This window comes from Streptomyces sp. NPDC047061, from assembly GCF_040643955.1.
Taxonomy (GTDB): Bacteria; Actinomycetota; Actinomycetes; order Streptomycetales; family Streptomycetaceae; genus Streptomyces.
Map to the genome: position 1 here is coordinate 128,519 of NZ_JBEYVI010000013.1, position 15,165 is coordinate 143,683.

The following is a 15,165-nucleotide window of genomic DNA, read 5'->3' on the forward strand; positions in this document are numbered from 1 at the left end:
GAGTAAGTGGCAATATCGCAGCAGCGGCTCTGAAGGCCTACCGCGCCTAGAGCGGTACGCGCAGTGCGCCGTCGATCAGTTCGGCGGCCTCGGCGGTTCCGGAACCGCCGCTGCGCACGAGGTGCTCGCGTACCGCGCGGAGTCTGTCGCGCAGGCGCTGGGACTCCATTCCGCGGGCCTGTTCGGCCATCTGCACGGCCGTGGCCACCGCGTTGTCGGCGTTCCCCTGGCGCAGTTCGATGGTGCTCAGCATGGCGAGGCGGTGCACCCGCCCCCGGTCGTGGGCGGGGTTGTCGACGGCGGCCGCGGCATGCTCACGGGCGGCGGCGAGCTCGCCGAGGCTGAGCAGCGCCTCGGCCACCTGCACATTGACCAGGCCGGGCTGGACATAGCCGGTCTCGTCGGGTTCGACGCCCCGCCGGATGCGTTCGGCGGCCGTCTCGGCCCGCCGGATGCAGGACAGCGCGCTCGTGCCGTCGCCGAGGTGGGCGTACGCCTTGGCCTGCATCGCGTACAGGTCGGAGGCGAGGGCGGGGGTGATGTGCTTGCCGGCGGTGCGCAGCGCGGCCTCCGCGAAGGCGACGGCCTGCCGGAACTCCCGCATGAAGAGAGACTGGTTGACGAGCAGTGCGATGACGTAGGCACCGAGTCCCCGGTCCCCGCTGGCCTTGGCCAGCCGCAGCGCCTGGTGGAAGTAGCGCTGCGCGAGCCCGTGCGCGTCCGAGTCGTACGCGCAGATGCCGGCGATCGCCACCAGTCCGCCGGTCGCCCGGTGCAGTTGACGGCCCGTGGCATCCGTGTAGCTGCCGCGCAGCAGCGGGGCCGCCTCGGAGTTGAGAAAGCCGACGACCCGGGTGCGGGTGGCCATGCCGCCGGCCTTGCGGTACATCTGCTCGTAGTGGGCCCGGGCGGCGCGCAGCATCTCCAGGTCGGCCGGGGTGACCCGGTGCCGCCCGCCACGCGAGACGTCGACGTCCTCGGGCGGGTTCTCCCACTCCCACACCGGCATCACGGCGGGCGTGCCGGTGACGGCGGGGGCGCCGAGTATGTGCGGGCGCTGCTGTTCGTCGGAGCGCCACAGGGCGGTGGCCCGCTCCACGAAGCCGGAGAGCGAGGTGGCGTGCGGGACGCTGGGCTCGCCGGGGACGCCGAGGCCGATGTCGTCGAGGGTGACCTGGCGGTGCAGCCGGGCGGCGAGCACCTCGCAGATCAGGTCGGGCACCTGGCCGCGCGGCCGCTGGCCCTTCAACCACCGCGCGACGGCGGTGTGTTCGTAGCGCAACGAGAGTCCACGGGCCCGGCCCGCCTGGTTGACGTGGGCGGCGAGACCGGCGTGCGAGATCCCCGCCTCGTCCAGGATCGCGTCGAGCAGAGAGTTGGGCTGCATGGATGCCCCCCGAGTGGCCTGGTTCCGTCAGCGTAGTGCGGTTGCGTTCACACGGGGTGTGAACGAAGTGCGCGCATCCGTAGCGTGCGCGCACTGTCGCGGAGAGTGTCGGTCCGGTTGACTTAATTGCCTCGCAAGAGGCCGGCCGGGCCGCCGGCTCCCCCTCGTACAGTGCGGTGGCCTGGCCGTTGGCTTGGCCGACGGGACTGAAGGGGGCCGTCAGAGGTAATTCGTCGGCTGCGGGTGCGTGGGGGTTGCTCGCGCCCGCGCGGCGGAGCCGCTGATGTCCTCGCCCCGCGCCCCCAAGCAGGCGTGTTGGTGCGTGCGTTCGTTGCGTAGTACCAGGAGAGCGATGTCGTCGGTGGGGCGGCCCGCTGTGTGGTGGAGCAATGCGGTGAAGACCGTACGGAGGATGGTCTGAGGAGAGACCGGGTGGCTTTGCACCGCTTCCGCCAGAGCTTCCGGCAAGGAGAAGAAGCGGCCTCGGGCGTCTCTGGCGTCTTCGGCGCCGTCCGTGAAGAGGACGAGCGACTCGCCATCGAGCAACTGGCCGCAGTCGGTTGCGGCCAGGTCCGTCGGCAGGGGGAAGGGCCCGAGGGGCGGTAGCGGATCGGCCGTCGACAGGGGCTCCACGCGCGCATCGCTGATCAGGTACGGCCATGGATGACCGCAGTTGAGGGCGCTGAGCCCGCCGTCCGCCGCGATCTCCAGGAGCAGTAGCGTGACGAACTCCTCGGCCACCGGGCCGTCCGGGTCCTGGCCGCTCGACGGGTGCTCGGCCCTGGCTCGTTCTCGTAGGTGCCGGGCGAGGGCGCGGTCCAGACGGCCGAGCACCCTGCCCAGTTCGGGTTCGTCGTGGGCGGCCTCGCGGAAGCTGCCGAGGACGGCGGCGACGGTGCCGATGGCGGACAGTCCGTGCCCGCGTACGTCGCCCATCACGACCCGTACGCCGTGTTCGGTGGCGACTGCCTCGTAGAGGTCGCCGCCGATGCTCGCGCCCCGGTCGGCGGAGAGCTGGGCGGCGGCGACGTGCAGCCCGGCGAGCCGGGGCGGCAGCGGCCGCAGCAGCACGCTCTGGGCGGCGCCGGCGACCATACGGGCCTGCCGCAGCTCCCGGAGCAGGGCCCGGCGGACATGCAGTATCAGCCCGGTGCCGACCGCGAAGAACACGGCGCTGGTGACGATCCGCGCGCCGAGCCCGGTCTGCTCGGCCAGCGGGCATCCGAACTTGTAGCCGACCGCGACGGCGCCCCACACCGTGGGCAGCCCCAGGGCGAGAGCACGGCGCCCGGGCCGTGAATTCGTCCGGGGCCGCCTGCTGCGGGGAACCCCGGCTTTGATGCGGATCATGCCCATGGCCCCCATGTAGGCGCCTGAAGAACAGACGGACCGACCCCGAAAGGCCGGTCCGATTCTGTCGACGGCATGCCCCGAAAGGGCCATGTCCCGGATGGATCTCACCCAAATGAGTGACCACCCACCGGACACCCGCATTTATGCAGGTAGCAGTACATGTAAGCGCCCTCGCGGACACGCCCCTTCAGGGGCGCGGGGAACTGCGCGATCAGCCACGGCGAAACCCGCACCCGGCCGAGTCGCGCAGCCCCCACGGCGCCTAGCCGCGCAGCACCGCTCCCGTACGCTCCCCGGCAAGGGCGACCGCCGCGTCCCGCGCAGCCGACGCCTCGTCCACGGTCAGCGTGCGATCGGACGCCCGAAACCTGAGCGCATACGCCAGCGACTTCTTCCCGTCGCCGAGCTGCTCGTCGTTGACATACACGTCGAACAGCCGGATGGCCTCGAGGAGTTCACCGGCACCCTCACGCAGCGCCGCCTCGACCTCCGCCGTCGGCACCGGCTTGTCCACCACGAGGGCGACATCCTGCGTGGCCACCGGGAACGTCGAGATGCTCGGCGCCTGCGGGGTGCCGTCGCCGACCTGCTCCAGGGCGTCCAGGTCCAGCTCCATCGCGCAGGTGCGCGCGGGCAGCCCCAGGGCCTTGAGCACCCGCGGGTGCAGCTCACCGGCGTGGCCCACGACCCGCTCGGCGCCGTCGGCGACGACCAGCTCGGCGCACCGGCCGGGGTGCCACGGCCCGTACTGGCCCTTGCGGACGATCAGTTCGGCCCCGGCCTCACGTGCGACCGCGCGCCCCGCCTCGACCGCGTCGGCCCAGTCGGCCGGACGGCCCTTGCCCCACCAGCCGGCCTGCTCGCGGGCGCCCGCGAGGACGACGGCGACATGGCGCGGCTGCTCGGGCAGCACGGCGTTCAGCGCGGCGAGCTCCGCGTCGGTCGGACGGCGGTCGACCGGCAGGTGGCCGGCGACGCCCTGCTCCTCGCGCGGCAGGAAGACCAGGCCGGTCTCGAACAGCGCCAGGTCGTGCGTGCCCCGCCCGTCGTTGCGCCGCAGCGCACCGAGCAGGCCCGGCAGCAGCGAGGTGCGGAGCGCGGGCTCCTCGTCGTTGAGCGGGTTGGTGAGCCTGACGACGCGGCGGGCCGGGTCGTCGGCGGCCAGGCCGAGCTGGTCGAAGACGCCCTCGCCGATGAACGGGTAGTTCGGCGCCTCGACGTAGCCGGCCCCGGCCAGCGCGCGGCCCACCCGGCGGTGCAGCCGCTGCCGGTGGGTCAGGCCACGGCCGGACGGCGGCTTGGGCAGCGTGGAGGGCAGGTTCTCGTAGCCCTCCAGGCGGATGACCTCTTCGGCCAGGTCGTTCTGCTCAAGGAGGTCGGGCCGCCAGGACGGGACGGTGACAAGCAGCTCGTCCTGCCCGTAGACATCGCAGCCGACCTCCTGGAGGCGGCGGACGACGATCTCCCGGCCGTACTCGACGCCCGCGACCTTGTCGGGGTGGTTCGCCGGGACGGTGATGGTGTGCGGCGCGGACGGCGCGATGACCTCGGTGACCCCGGCCTCGGCGGTGCCGCCGGCGAGCAGCACCAGCAGGTCGACGGTGCGCTGCGCGGCGGCGGCCGCGGCCTGCGGGTCGACCCCGCGCTCGAAGCGGCGGGAGGCCTCGGAGGACAGCTTGTGCCGGCGGGCGGTGCGCGCGATCGCGACGGCGTCGAAGTGGGCCGCCTCGATGACCACGTCGGTCGTGGCGTCCGCCCCGTTCTCGGCGGCATCGTGGTCGGCGATCTCGGTGTTGGCGCCGCCCATGACGCCCGCGAGGCCGATCGGGCCGCGGTCGTCGGTGATGACCAGGTCCTCGGCGTGCAGCTTCCGCTCGGTGCCGTCGAGGGTGACGATCTTCTCGCCCTCGGCCGCGCGGCGGACCCCGATGGTGCCCTGGACCAGGGAGCGGTCGTAGGCGTGCAGCGGCTGGCCGAGCTCCATCATCACGTAGTTGGTGACGTCTACCGCGAGGGAGATCGGGCGCATGCCGACCTTCTGCAGGCGGCGCTGGAGCCAGATCGGGGAGCGGGCCTCGGGGCTCAGGCCGGTGACGGTGCGCGCGGTGAAGCGGTCGCAGCCGAGCGGGTCGGAGACCTGGACCGGGTAGCCGAAGGCGTTCGGTCCCGGCACGTCGAGAAGGGCCGGGTCGCTCAGCGGCAGGCCGTAGGCGATGGCGGTCTCGCGGGCCACGCCGCGGATGGACAGGCAGTCGCCGCGGTTGGCGGTGACGGCGATGTCCAGGACCTCGTCGACCAGCTCCAGGAGCTCGATGGCGTCCTTGCCGACCTCGGTCTCCGGCGGCAGCACGATGATGCCCTTGGTGCCGTCGTCGCCCATGCCCAGCTCGTCGCTGGAGCAGATCATGCCGTGGGAGGTCTTGCCGTACGTCTGGCGGGCGGCGATGGCGAACCCGCCGGGCAGCACCGCACCCGGGAGCACGACGACGACCTTGTCGCCGACGGCGAAGTTGCGGGCACCGCAGACGATCTCCTGGGGCTCACCGGTGCCGTTGGCGGTGCCGACGTCGACGGTGCAGAAGCGGATCGGCTTCTTGAAGCCGTCCAGCTCCTCGATGGTGAGCACCCGGCCGACGACCAGCGGGCCCTTGAGGCCGTCGCCGAGCTGCTCGACGGTCTCGACCTCCAGACCGGCCGAAATCAGCTTGGCCTGCACGTCGCGGCCGGTCTCGGTGGCCGGCAGGTCGACGTACTCCCGCAGCCAGGAAAGCGGGACCCGCATCAGATCTCCATCCCGAACGGCCGGGTGAACCGGACGTCACCCTCGACCATGTCTCGCATGTCCTCGACGTTGTGGCGGAACATCAGCATCCGCTCGATGCCGAACCCGAAGGCGAAGCCGCTGTACTTCTCCGGGTCGACACCGCAGGCGGTGAGCACCCGCGGGTTGACCATGCCGCAGCCGCCCAGCTCGATCCAGCCCTCGGAGGAGCAGGTACGGCAGGGGCGGTCGGGGTTGCCCACGGACTCGCCCTTGCACACGTAGCAGAGCATGTCCATCTCGGCGGACGGCTCGGTGAAGGGGAAGAAGTTCGGCCGCAGCCGGGTCTTCATGCCCTCGCCGAACAGCGACTGGACCATGTGGTCCAGGGTGCCCTTGAGGTCGGACATGGTCAGGCCCTCGTCGACGGCGAGCAGCTCGACCTGGTGGAACACCGGGGTGTGGGTGGCGTCCAGCTCGTCGGTGCGGTAGACGCGGCCCGGGCAGATCACGTAGACCGGCAGCTCACGGTCGAGCAGCGAGCGGATCTGGACCGGCGAGGTGTGGGTGCGCAGCACGACACCGGACTCGGTGCCGCCCTGGGGGCCCTGCACGAAGAAGGTGTCCGCCTCGCCGCGGGCCGGGTGGTCCGGGCCGATGTTGAGGGCGTCGAAGTTGAACCACTCGGCCTCGACCTGCGGACCCTCGGCGACCTCGTAGCCCATGGCCACGAAGATGTCCTCGATGCGGTCGGACAGGGTGGTCAGCGGGTGGCGGGCGCCGGCCGGGACGCGGTCGTACGGCAGCGTGAGGTCCACCGCCTCCTCGACCAGCACCCGGGCGTCGCGCTCGGCCTCCAGCTCCTCCTGACGGCCCGCGAGGGCCTTGTTCACGGCGCCGCGGGCCTGGCCGACCAGCTTTCCGGCGGCGGCCTTGGCGTGCGGGGGCAGGGCGCCGATCTCGCGGTTGGCGAGGGCCAGCGGGGAGGCGCCGCCGGTGTGGGCGACCTTGGCCTCCTGGAGCGCGTCGAGGGAGTCCGCGGCGGCGAAGGCGGCGAGCGCCTCGTCCCGCATGCGCTCGATCTCGTCCGGTTTCAACGCCTCGACCTCGACAGGGTCGTACGACTTATTGGGTGCCGACATCTCTTCCCGTGCTTCCGATTCGCTGGCGGATGGTCCCCGAGACCGTTGATGGGCCGTGAGAAGGACACAAAGGTGCCAAAGGCCGAGTCTAACGGGGTGGAGGTATACGAAGAGCCCGTGGGCCGTCAGGCGAGATACGCCGGGACGCTCACGGGCAACGTAAATCGGAACTCGGCGCCGCCGCCGGGGGCGCGTCCGACGGTGATGGTGCCGCCGTGGGCCTCGACGATGCCCTTGACGATGTACAGCCCGAGTCCGGTGCCGCCGCGCTTGCTGCCCCGCCAGAAGCGGGTGAAGACGCGGTTCATGGATTCCTCCGGGATGCCGGGCCCTTCGTCGCTCACCGTGACCGACGTGCCGGTGTCCTCGCCTTCGCGCGGGGACACCGTGGCCGTGATGTCGATGGTGACAGTTCCCTCGCCGTGCCGCACGGCGTTTTCGATGAGGTTGCTGAGGACCTGGTCGACCTTGTCCGGGTCGGCCCAGAGCGCGGGCAGCGGCTGCTCGACGCGGAGCAGGAACCGGTCGGCGGGCTGCCCGGCGGCGACGTACGCCTGGATGTGCCGTCCGACGGCGGCGCCTATGTCCACCGGCTGCCGACGCACTTCGAGCCGCCCGCTGTCGATCCTCGAGATGTCGAGCAGCTCGGCGATGAGCCGGGTGACCCGGTCGGCGTCCGCGTCGACCGTCTCCAGCATCAGCCGCTTCTGGTCGTCGGTGAACCGTTCCCACTTGGCGAGCAGGGTCGCCGTGAACCCTTTGACGGAGGTCAGCGGCGAGCGCAGCTCGTGCGCGACGGTGGCGATCAGCTCGGCGTGACTGCGTTCGGTACGGCGCCGGGCCTCGGTGTCCCGCAGCGACACGACGACCCGGCGCACGGGCCCGGTCGGCTCGGCCCGCACGTACCTGGCGGACACCAGCACCTCCCGGCCGCCGGGCAGCAGGAGGTTGCGCTCGGGCTGGCCGACCCGGATGGCGAGGCCTCCGTACGGATCGGTGAGCTGCCACCAGCGCCGCCCCTCCAGGTCCTCCAGGGGGAGGGCCTTCTCCAGGCGCCGGCCGAGGGCGTCGGCGGGGGCGGTGGCGGTGATGCGGGCGGCGGCGGCGTTGAAGCAGACGACGAGACCGTGCTCGTCGGCGATCACCAGGCCGTCGGGCAGTTCGTCGGGGTCGATGCACAGCCCGGTGAGGTCGCCGTGCCGGGGTGCGGGTACGCGGCCGGTGCCACGGCTGCCCGGCGTGTTGCTGGTGCCGACACTCATACCCCGTACTCCACCTCTCAGACGGCGCAGCAGGCCCCCGAGCTGGTCACCCTACTAGCTCAGGGTGACGGAACGGCACCCTCCGGAGGCGCGCTGTGCACGGGCCGATGCGTAGAGACATACGGCGGCGGCGGTGGCGAGGTTCAGGCTCTCGGCCTTCCCGTGGATCGGGACGCGCACGACGGCGTCCGCCAGCGCGCGGGTCTCCTCCGGGAGCCCCCAGGCCTCGTTCCCGAACACCCAGGCCGTGGGCCCGCCCATGGTGCCGTTGTCGAGCTCGTCGTCGAGGTCGTCGGTACCGGCCCCGTCGGCGGCGAGGATCCGCACGCCGACGCCCTTCAGCCCGGCCACGGCCTGCTCGACGGGCACGCCGACGGCGACGGGGAGGTGGAAGTGGGAGCCGACGGAGGCCCGGACCGCTTTCGGGTTGTACAGGTCGACGGACGCGTCGGTCAGGACGACCGCCTCTGCCCCCGCAGCATCGGCGCACCGCAGCACGGTGCCGGCGTTGCCGGGGTCGCGGACGTTGGCGAGGACGGCGACCAGCCGGGGGCGGGCGGCGAGGATCTCCTCGAACGGCGTGTCCAGGAACCGGCACACTCCGACGAGCCCCTGGGGCGTCACGGTGGTGGAGATGTCGGCGATGACGTCCTCGGAGGCCAGGTGGATCCGGGCACCGACCGCCCTCGCCTCCCCCACGATGTCGGCGTACCGCTCCGCGGCCTCGACTGTCGCGAACAGCTCGACGAGCGTCGGCTCGTCACCGACCCGGTGCCCGGCGGCCTCCCGTACGGCCTGCGGTCCCTCGGCGAGGAACAGCCGCTCCTTGCCCCGGAAGTTCCGCCGCTCCAGCCGCCGGGCGGCGGCGACACGGGCAGAGCGGGGGGAGATGAGCTCGGGGGTGGCGGGAGGCATCTGTGGTTCACCTTCACAACGGCGGTCGGTCACGGCGGGCGGCAGGTCCGCACCGCCGCCGTACCAGTCTCGCGCACCCGGGGCGGGCGGCGCGGCGGGGTCAGGGCTCGTCGAGCAGCCGGCGGGCCGTGCTGATGTCGGTGACCAGCGTGGTGATCCAGCGGCCCCGCACCGCGCCGCGCACCGCGCTGTACTTGCGGTCGCCGCCCGCGACGGCGATCCGGCGCGGGGCGCTGCGGAGCTGGTCCACGGAGACCCCGATGGTCCGCTCCCCGAGGCCCGCGTCGACGTGCACGCCGTCCTCGTCGAAGAAGCGCTGGCAGATGTCTCCCACCGCGCCGAGCCGGCGCAGCCGGGTGAGCTCCTCGTCGGCGACCGCGTTGCCGCTCAGCTGCAGCAGCGGGGAGGGCTGCAGGCTGCCGATGCCGACGAGGACGGCGGTCAGCCGGTCCCAGGCCTGGCCCACGTCCAGGACGGTCGCGTCGTGCAGCAGGGACAGCCGGGCCTGGGCGGACCCGACCAGCCCGGGGGCCCGGACGAACAGCGGTCCGGCGCCTATGAGTTCGGCAAGCCGCGCGGTGAGCCGGGTGGCCTGTACCTGGCCCTGCGGGTCGCCCATGCCGCCCATCAGCTGGACGACCTTCTCGACGCCCCGCACCCGGGCGGGCTGCATGACCTCGACGGCCGCGAGGAGGGTCTCGCTCCAGGTCGAGACGCCGATCACGTCCCCCGGCCGGAAGGCCGTCTCCAGGTAGGTGGCCGCCGCCGAGCCGAGCGCGCGCAGCAGGGTGCGCGGGTGGTCCGGCAGGTCGTCGCTCTCGACGATGACCACGTCGGTGAGGTCGTAGCGGTCGGCGAGCGCGTCCTCCAGTTCGCTGTGGATGCCGGGCGGCGACACCACGATCGTCCGCACGACACCGCGTTCGGCCGCCTGGCGCAGCAGCCTGGACACACCTGCCTGGGAGAGTCCGAGGGCCTTGGCGATCTCCGCCTGGCGCAGCCCCTGCTCGTGGTACATGCGCGCCACCCGGACGATCAGCCTGAGCTTGTCCGCGGATTCGTTGCTGCTGAGGTCGGCATGCTGGAACACAGGTCGCACCCTACTGGGCCCGGGGGCGGCGCTCGGAGTGTTCATGGTGTGCCGCGGTCCGCCGGATCCGCGGCGGCGGCAGCTCCGTGGGCTGCCGGATCCCCGGCGGCGCCACCACCGCGGGCCGCGGGATCACCGGCGACGGCACCACCGCGGGCCCGGGCGACCGCCTCGTGCCAGGACCGGATGCCGCGTTCCCGATCCGCCTCCGGCAACTGCGGGCGGTACACCTCCTCGGCGCGGGCCTGGCCGGCGAGTCCGTTCCTGGTGAACATCCCCAGTGCGCAGCCGGCCAGCCGGGCCGCGCCGAGGGCGGACAGGTCGCGGTCCCGGGGGCGGCGCACGATCCGCCCGAGATGTCCGCCTGGAGCTGCATCAGGGCCGCGTTGTCGGTGGCGCCGCCGTCGGCGAGCAGCGCGGTGACGCGTCCGCTCGCGGTGTCGAGGCCCGCGACCACGTCCTCGATCTGGTAGGCGACGGACTCCAGGGCGGCGCGGGCCAGCTGGGGCAGGCCGGTGCCGAAGGTGAGTCCGCTGAGCAGACCGGTGGCGTCGTTGTCCCACCAGGGTGCGGCGAGGCCCCCGAACGCCGGGACGAGGTGCACGCCCGCGGCGTCGGGTGCCGCGAGCCCGGCCAGCTCGGCCTCGCCGACGCCGAACAGTCCGGCGAGCCAGCGCAGGGTGGCGCCGGAGGAGCGGATGTTGCCCTCCAGGGCGTACGCGGGGATGCCGTCGTCCCAGGCGATGGTCAGGCAGAGCGGTGAGTCCTCGGCGCGGTCGGGTCCGGAGACCAGGCCCATGACCGAGGAGCCGGTGCCGTAGGTGACCTTGACGCTGCCGGGGAGGAAGACGCCGTGCCCGAACAGCGCGGCGTGGGAGTCGCCGAGCACCGAGAGCACGGGGGTGCCGTCGGCGAGCGGCGGCAGGCCGCGGACGGCGGGGAAGGGCCCGGTCGACGCGGTGATCCGGGGCAGTGCCTGCCGGGGGACGTCGAAGACGTCGAGGAGTCGCTCGTCCCAGTCCCGGCGGCGGACGTCGAGCAGTTGGGTGCGGGCCGCGTTGCCCAGTTCGACGAGGTGGTCCCCGCCGCCGCCCAGGCGCCACAGCAGCCAGGAGTCGACCGTGCCGAGGCACAGCTCGCCGCGCCGGGCCCGGGTGCGGTCCGGGTCGTGGGTGTCGAGCAGCCACTGGGCCTTGAGCGCGCTGAACATCGGGTCCAGGGGAAGCCCGGTGACCGCGCGGACGTGCTCGCCGAGGCCGTCGGCGAGCAGGGTGGCGCACCGGTCGGCGGTGCGCCGGTCCTGCCAGCCGATCACGGGGCCGAGCGGGCGTCCGGTGGCGCGCTCCCACAGCAGACACGACTCCCGCTGGTTGGTCAGCCCGACGCCGGCCACGAGGCCCGGATCGTGTCCGGCCAGGCATGTCGCCACGGCGGTCAGGACGCTGTCCCAGATGTCCTCGGGCGACTGCTCCGCCCAGCCCGGCCGGGGATGGCCGATGGCCAGCGGGGCGGACGCCGAGGCGACGACCGCGCCGTCGGCGCGCACCAGGAGCGCCTTGGTCGCGGAGGTGCCCTGGTCGACGGCGAGCAGCAGCGACTGGTTCATGACGCCGAGGATGTCAGGCCGAGGACCTCGCGGGCGGCGCGGTGGACGCCGTCCGCGGTGAGCCCGAAGTGTTCCAGGAGCTCTTCGGGGCTGCCGGTCGGGGCGAACCCGGTGACGCCGAGGAGTCTGAGCGGGACCGGGTGGTGCTGGCCGGTGAGCGAGGCGACGGCGGCGCCCAGGCCGCCGCTGAGGGTGGCCTCCTCCGCCACCACCAGGCCCCGGGTCTCCACCGCGGCCCGCAGGATCGCGGCCCGGTCGAGCGGGTCGACGAAGGGCACGTTGAGGACGCGTGCGGAGATCCCCTCGGCGGCCAGCCGGTCCGCGGCGGTCAGGGCGCGGGAGACCAGGGTGCCGATGGCGACGAGGGTGACGTCGCCGCCGTCGCGCAGCACCTGGGCGCGCCCGTGCTCGAAGGGGGCGTCGGGCGAGGTGACGTCGGGGACCTTGAAGCGTGGGACGCGCAGGTAGCTGGGGCCGTCGTGGGTGTACGCCCAGCGCAGGGCGGCCCGGGTCTGGGCGCGGTCGGCCGGGACGACCACGGTGAGGTCGGCCACGGCACGCAGCCAGGACAGGTCCTCGACGGAGTGGTGGGTGGGGCCGAGCTCGCCGTAGGCCATGCCGGGGCTCTGGCCGCACAGGATCACCCGGAACCCGCTGTAGGCGCAGTCGGCCTTGATCTGTTCCAGGGCGCGTCCGGTCAGGAAGGGCCCGGCGGCGGAGACGAAGGGGACGAAGCCGGCGTTGGCGAGGCCGGCGCCCACGCCGACCATGTTCTGTTCGGCGATGCCGACGTTGACGAGCCGGTCGGGAAACTCCTCGCGGAAGGCGACGAGGTTGCTGGAGCCGACGGAGTCGTTGCAGACGACGACCACGCGTTCGTCCTGGCGGGCGAGGGCGGCCAGTTCCTCGGCGAAGACCGTGCGGCAGTCGTACACGGGCGCGTCGGTGGGGGTGGGAGCGGCAGCGGGGGCGTGTGGGGTGTGGGTCTCGGTCACCGGGTCAGCTCCTCGACGGCGGCGTGCACCTGTTCCTTGGTGGGCACCTTGTGGTGCCATTCGGCGCGGTCCTCGATGAACGACACGCCCTTGCCCTTGACGGTGTGGGCGACGACGGCAACGGGCCGACCGGTGCTGGAGGGGGCGAAGGCGGCGCGCAGCGCGCCGTGGTCGTGGCCGTCCGTCTCCCGGACCTCCCAGCCGAAGGCGGCGAACTTCTCGGCCAGCGGATCGAGTGCGACCGTGTCCTCGGTACGGGCGCCCTGCTGGAGCCGGTTGCGGTCCACGACGGCGCAGAGCGCGGCGAGCCGCTGATGGCCCGCGGTCATCGCGGCCTCCCAGTTGCTGCCTTCCTGGAGTTCGCCGTCACCGAGCACGACGACCGTGCGCGCGCCGTCGCCGCGCAGCCGGGCGCCGAGCGCGCAGCCGACGGCGACCGGGAAGCCGTGTCCCAGGGGGCCGGTGTTGGTCTCGACGCCGGGGACCTTGCGGCGGTTGGGGTGGCCGTTGAGCGGCGAGTACGGGGCCATGTAGCCGGTCAGCTCGCTCTTCGGGAAGTAGCCGCAGCGCGCGAGGGTGGCGTACAGGGCGGCGGCGCAGTGCCCCTTGCTGAGGATGAGCCGGTCCCGGCCCAGGGCCTGCGGCCGTTCGGGGTCGACGTCGAGGACGGCGCCGAAGAGGGTCACGAGGATGTCGGTCACGGAGAGGTCGCCGCCGATGTGTCCCATCCGAGCCCTGTCGATCATGTCGAGGACCGTCAGCCGGACGTCGGTGGCCAGGGACCGCAGCAGGCGCACGGCGTCCGGGGGGTCCGCGGCACGGACGGCCTGCCGGAGTGCGCGGTAGTCCGCCGCGGCGGAGTGATCAACAGCGAGCACCTGAATATCCATTCAGCCATGTGATTTCTAAGCAGTCGGATCATGCGCCGCGCCACACCGCACCGTCAACCCCTCGAAACAGGGCCCGAAAATCCACAGTTGCGCCACTCTTGACGCGCACCCTCGCCGGAATCTACGGTCCCGGCCACCGAAGACAGCACATCGAGAATAAATATTCAGAAGGAGTTGTCGTGGCCCCGCACCCGGTCCCCCGCACCTTCACCGGTGGCATGTGGACGTTCGGCCGCATCATCGACCGCTACGCGACGGACGGCTACGGCCCCGTCGTCCCGACCCTGGACACCATCGAACTGGCCGCGGAATCAGGCGACCTGGTCGGTCTGGATCTCAACTACCCCTTCGACAAGGGCGTGACGGTCGAGGACGTCGGCAAGTCCCTCACCGCACACGGTCTTTCCGCGGTCTGCGTCACGCCCGTCATCTACGACCGCGGCTTCCGCACCGGCTCGTTCACCGCGCCCGACCCGGCCACCCGGGCCCGCGCCCTGGACCTGGCGCACGAGTCGGTCGACGTGGCCCGCCGGCTGGGCGCGGGCTACGTGAAGTTCTGGCCCGGACAGGACGGGTACGACTACCCGTTCCAGGTGGACTACGCCACCCTGCGCAGGCACGCCGTCGAGGGCATCCGGGACGTCGCCCGCGCCTTCCCCGACGTCACCTTCGCCATCGAGTACAAGCTCAAGGAGCCCCGCAACCGGCTGTTCTGGTCCACGGCCGCCGCCACGCTGCTCGCGATCGAGCAGATGGGCGTGGACAACGTCGGGCTGGTCGTCGACTTCGGCCACTCGCTGTTCGCCAAGGAGAACCCGGCCGAGGTGCTCACCCTCGCCCACTCCATGGGCCGGCTCGTCGACATCGAGCTGGACGACAACTACCGCGAGTGGGACGACGACCTCACCGCGGGCGCCCTGCATCTCGTGGAGACGCTCGAATTCCTGCACGTGGTGCGCGAGATCGGCTGGGACAAGCCGCTCAAGCTGGACCTCTTCCCCTACCGGGAGCACCCCGGCGACGCGGTCCGCGAGTCGGTCGCCACGCTGCGCGCGCTGGAGGCCAAGGCCGCCGCGCTCCCCCTCGACGCACTGCGGGCCGCCCAGGCCGCGCACGACGCGATGGCCGTCCAGCGGATCGTCCGCACCGCACTGCTCGGCTGAGCCGGCCGGCGTCCGCGGCAGCCGCACCGCGACGCCGGCCGCCCGGCCCACCCTCAGGAGCCGCCATGTCCCACCCCTGCAACCTCCCGTGCGGGAGCCCGTGATGCCCTACGGTCCCGCGTCGATCCTCGGAGACGTCCTGCGCAACAAGCGGGCCGAGGCGGTGGTGCGCAAGCACCTCACCGGAATCGTCAACGCGCCGCTGGAGATCCAGCTCAGGTACGCGCCGCTGGAGCGGGTCGTCGGCTTCCTGCGACGGATCCTGGAGGAGGCACCGGGGAACGGCATCGATCCGCTGCCCTCCGACTGGGACGTCCCGACCGGCGGCGTCGAAGGCCGCTACCACCTCACCTACTTCGGCTTCGGCCAGCCGCGCCGCCGTACGTTCGCGATGGCCCCCGGCATCCGCTACGAGGCCGAGGTCATCGACACCTGGAACATGACCGTCACCCGGCTCCCGGGCACGTACGAGGGCGTCTTCACCCTGCCGCTGCCCGCCCTCCCCTACATCGCGGTCCGGCTCAGGGCGTACGAGGACACCCCGACGCCCGCGACGACAGCCGGCTGAGTCCGCACCGCACCTCACCTTCCCCACACCTGC

General features: G+C 72.6%; 12 protein-coding genes. 2 read left to right on the forward strand and 10 right to left on the reverse strand.

Annotated elements, in window-relative coordinates; all coding sequences use genetic code 11:
* Window positions 1–46: 46 nt before the first annotated feature.
* The 10 genes from ABZ887_RS20655 to ABZ887_RS20700 all read right to left on the reverse strand — a co-directional run bounded on the left by ABZ887_RS20655 (window position 47) and on the right by ABZ887_RS20700 (window position 13,401).
* Window positions 47–1,387 carry a transcriptional regulator gene (locus tag ABZ887_RS20655; RefSeq protein ID WP_361291384.1) on the reverse strand — a complete coding sequence of 447 codons (1,341 nt, stop codon included), beginning with the start codon at window positions 1,385–1,387 and terminating at the stop codon, window positions 47–49.
* A gap of 219 nt (window positions 1,388–1,606) precedes the next feature.
* Entirely contained in the window at window positions 1,607–2,737 is a 1,131-nt protein-coding gene (locus tag ABZ887_RS20660; protein WP_361291387.1) for a PP2C family protein-serine/threonine phosphatase, read from the reverse strand.
* 265 nt (window positions 2,738–3,002) lie between these two features.
* Complete coding sequence (pheT, locus tag ABZ887_RS20665) at window positions 3,003–5,522, reverse strand: phenylalanine--tRNA ligase subunit beta (RefSeq protein WP_361291390.1); 2,520 nt, start codon at window positions 5,520–5,522, stop codon at window positions 3,003–3,005.
* Window positions 5,522–6,643 carry a phenylalanine--tRNA ligase subunit alpha gene (gene pheS / locus ABZ887_RS20670; protein WP_361291393.1) on the reverse strand — a complete coding sequence of 374 codons (1,122 nt, stop codon included), beginning with the start codon at window positions 6,641–6,643 and terminating at the stop codon, window positions 5,522–5,524. Before pheS ends, pheT begins: the two co-directional genes overlap by 1 nt.
* Window positions 6,644–6,768: 125 nt before the next feature.
* Window positions 6,769–7,905, reverse strand: a complete 1,137-nt coding sequence (locus ABZ887_RS20675) for an ATP-binding protein (RefSeq protein ID WP_361291396.1) — start codon at window positions 7,903–7,905, stop codon at window positions 6,769–6,771.
* A 54-nt stretch (window positions 7,906–7,959) separates the two neighbouring features.
* The gene (locus ABZ887_RS20680; protein WP_361291399.1) at window positions 7,960–8,820 is read right to left on the reverse strand and encodes an RNA methyltransferase; all 861 of its coding nucleotides are present in this window, start codon (window positions 8,818–8,820) and stop codon (window positions 7,960–7,962) included.
* 100 nt (window positions 8,821–8,920) lie between these two features.
* Complete coding sequence (locus tag ABZ887_RS20685) at window positions 8,921–9,910, reverse strand: sugar-binding transcriptional regulator (protein ID WP_361291402.1); 990 nt, start codon at window positions 9,908–9,910, stop codon at window positions 8,921–8,923.
* Window positions 9,911–9,920: 10 nt separating this feature from the next.
* A complete protein-coding gene (locus ABZ887_RS20690; protein WP_361291405.1) occupies window positions 9,921–11,516 on the reverse strand; it encodes an FGGY family carbohydrate kinase in 1,596 nt (531 codons plus the stop codon).
* Window positions 11,513–12,511: a transketolase C-terminal domain-containing protein gene (locus tag ABZ887_RS20695; RefSeq protein ID WP_361291408.1), complete on the reverse strand. Its 999-nt coding sequence runs from the start codon at window positions 12,509–12,511 to the stop codon at window positions 11,513–11,515. Before ABZ887_RS20695 ends, ABZ887_RS20690 begins: the two co-directional genes overlap by 4 nt.
* Complete coding sequence (locus tag ABZ887_RS20700) at window positions 12,508–13,401, reverse strand: transketolase (protein ID WP_361291411.1); 894 nt, start codon at window positions 13,399–13,401, stop codon at window positions 12,508–12,510. Before ABZ887_RS20700 ends, ABZ887_RS20695 begins: the two co-directional genes overlap by 4 nt.
* A gap of 179 nt (window positions 13,402–13,580) precedes the next feature.
* Here ABZ887_RS20700 and ABZ887_RS20705 point away from each other — a divergent pair, with 179 nt between their 5' ends.
* Both ABZ887_RS20705 and ABZ887_RS20710 read left to right on the forward strand, forming a co-directional pair.
* Entirely contained in the window at window positions 13,581–14,564 is a 984-nt protein-coding gene (locus ABZ887_RS20705) for a sugar phosphate isomerase/epimerase family protein (RefSeq protein WP_361291414.1), read from the forward strand.
* Between the two features lie 103 nt (window positions 14,565–14,667).
* Entirely contained in the window at window positions 14,668–15,132 is a 465-nt protein-coding gene (locus ABZ887_RS20710) for a DUF5605 domain-containing protein (RefSeq protein WP_361291417.1), read from the forward strand.
* The last annotated feature ends 33 nt before the right edge of the window (window positions 15,133–15,165 follow it).

What these genes read in the sequence shown, in the direction of transcription:
- ABZ887_RS20680 (WP_361291399.1), bottom strand. Translation starts at nt 8,820, where the DNA reads ATGCCTCCCGCCACCCCCGAGCTCATCTCCCCCCGCTCTGCCCGTGTC.
- ABZ887_RS20690 (WP_361291405.1), bottom strand. Translation starts at nt 11,516, where the DNA reads ATGAACCAGTCGCTGCTGCTCGCCGTCGACCAGGGCACCTCCGCGACC.
- ABZ887_RS20675 (WP_361291396.1), bottom strand. Translation starts at nt 7,905, where the DNA reads ATGAGTGTCGGCACCAGCAACACGCCGGGCAGCCGTGGCACCGGCCGC.
- ABZ887_RS20700 (WP_361291411.1), bottom strand. Translation starts at nt 13,401, where the DNA reads ATGGATATTCAGGTGCTCGCTGTTGATCACTCCGCCGCGGCGGACTAC.
- ABZ887_RS20655 (WP_361291384.1), bottom strand. Translation starts at nt 1,387, where the DNA reads ATGCAGCCCAACTCTCTGCTCGACGCGATCCTGGACGAGGCGGGGATC.
- ABZ887_RS20660 (WP_361291387.1), bottom strand. Translation starts at nt 2,737, where the DNA reads ATGATCCGCATCAAAGCCGGGGTTCCCCGCAGCAGGCGGCCCCGGACG.
- pheS (WP_361291393.1), bottom strand. Translation starts at nt 6,643, where the DNA reads ATGTCGGCACCCAATAAGTCGTACGACCCTGTCGAGGTCGAGGCGTTG.
- pheT (WP_361291390.1), bottom strand. Translation starts at nt 5,522, where the DNA reads ATGCGGGTCCCGCTTTCCTGGCTGCGGGAGTACGTCGACCTGCCGGCC.
- ABZ887_RS20710 (WP_361291417.1), top strand. Translation starts at nt 14,668, where the DNA reads ATGCCCTACGGTCCCGCGTCGATCCTCGGAGACGTCCTGCGCAACAAG.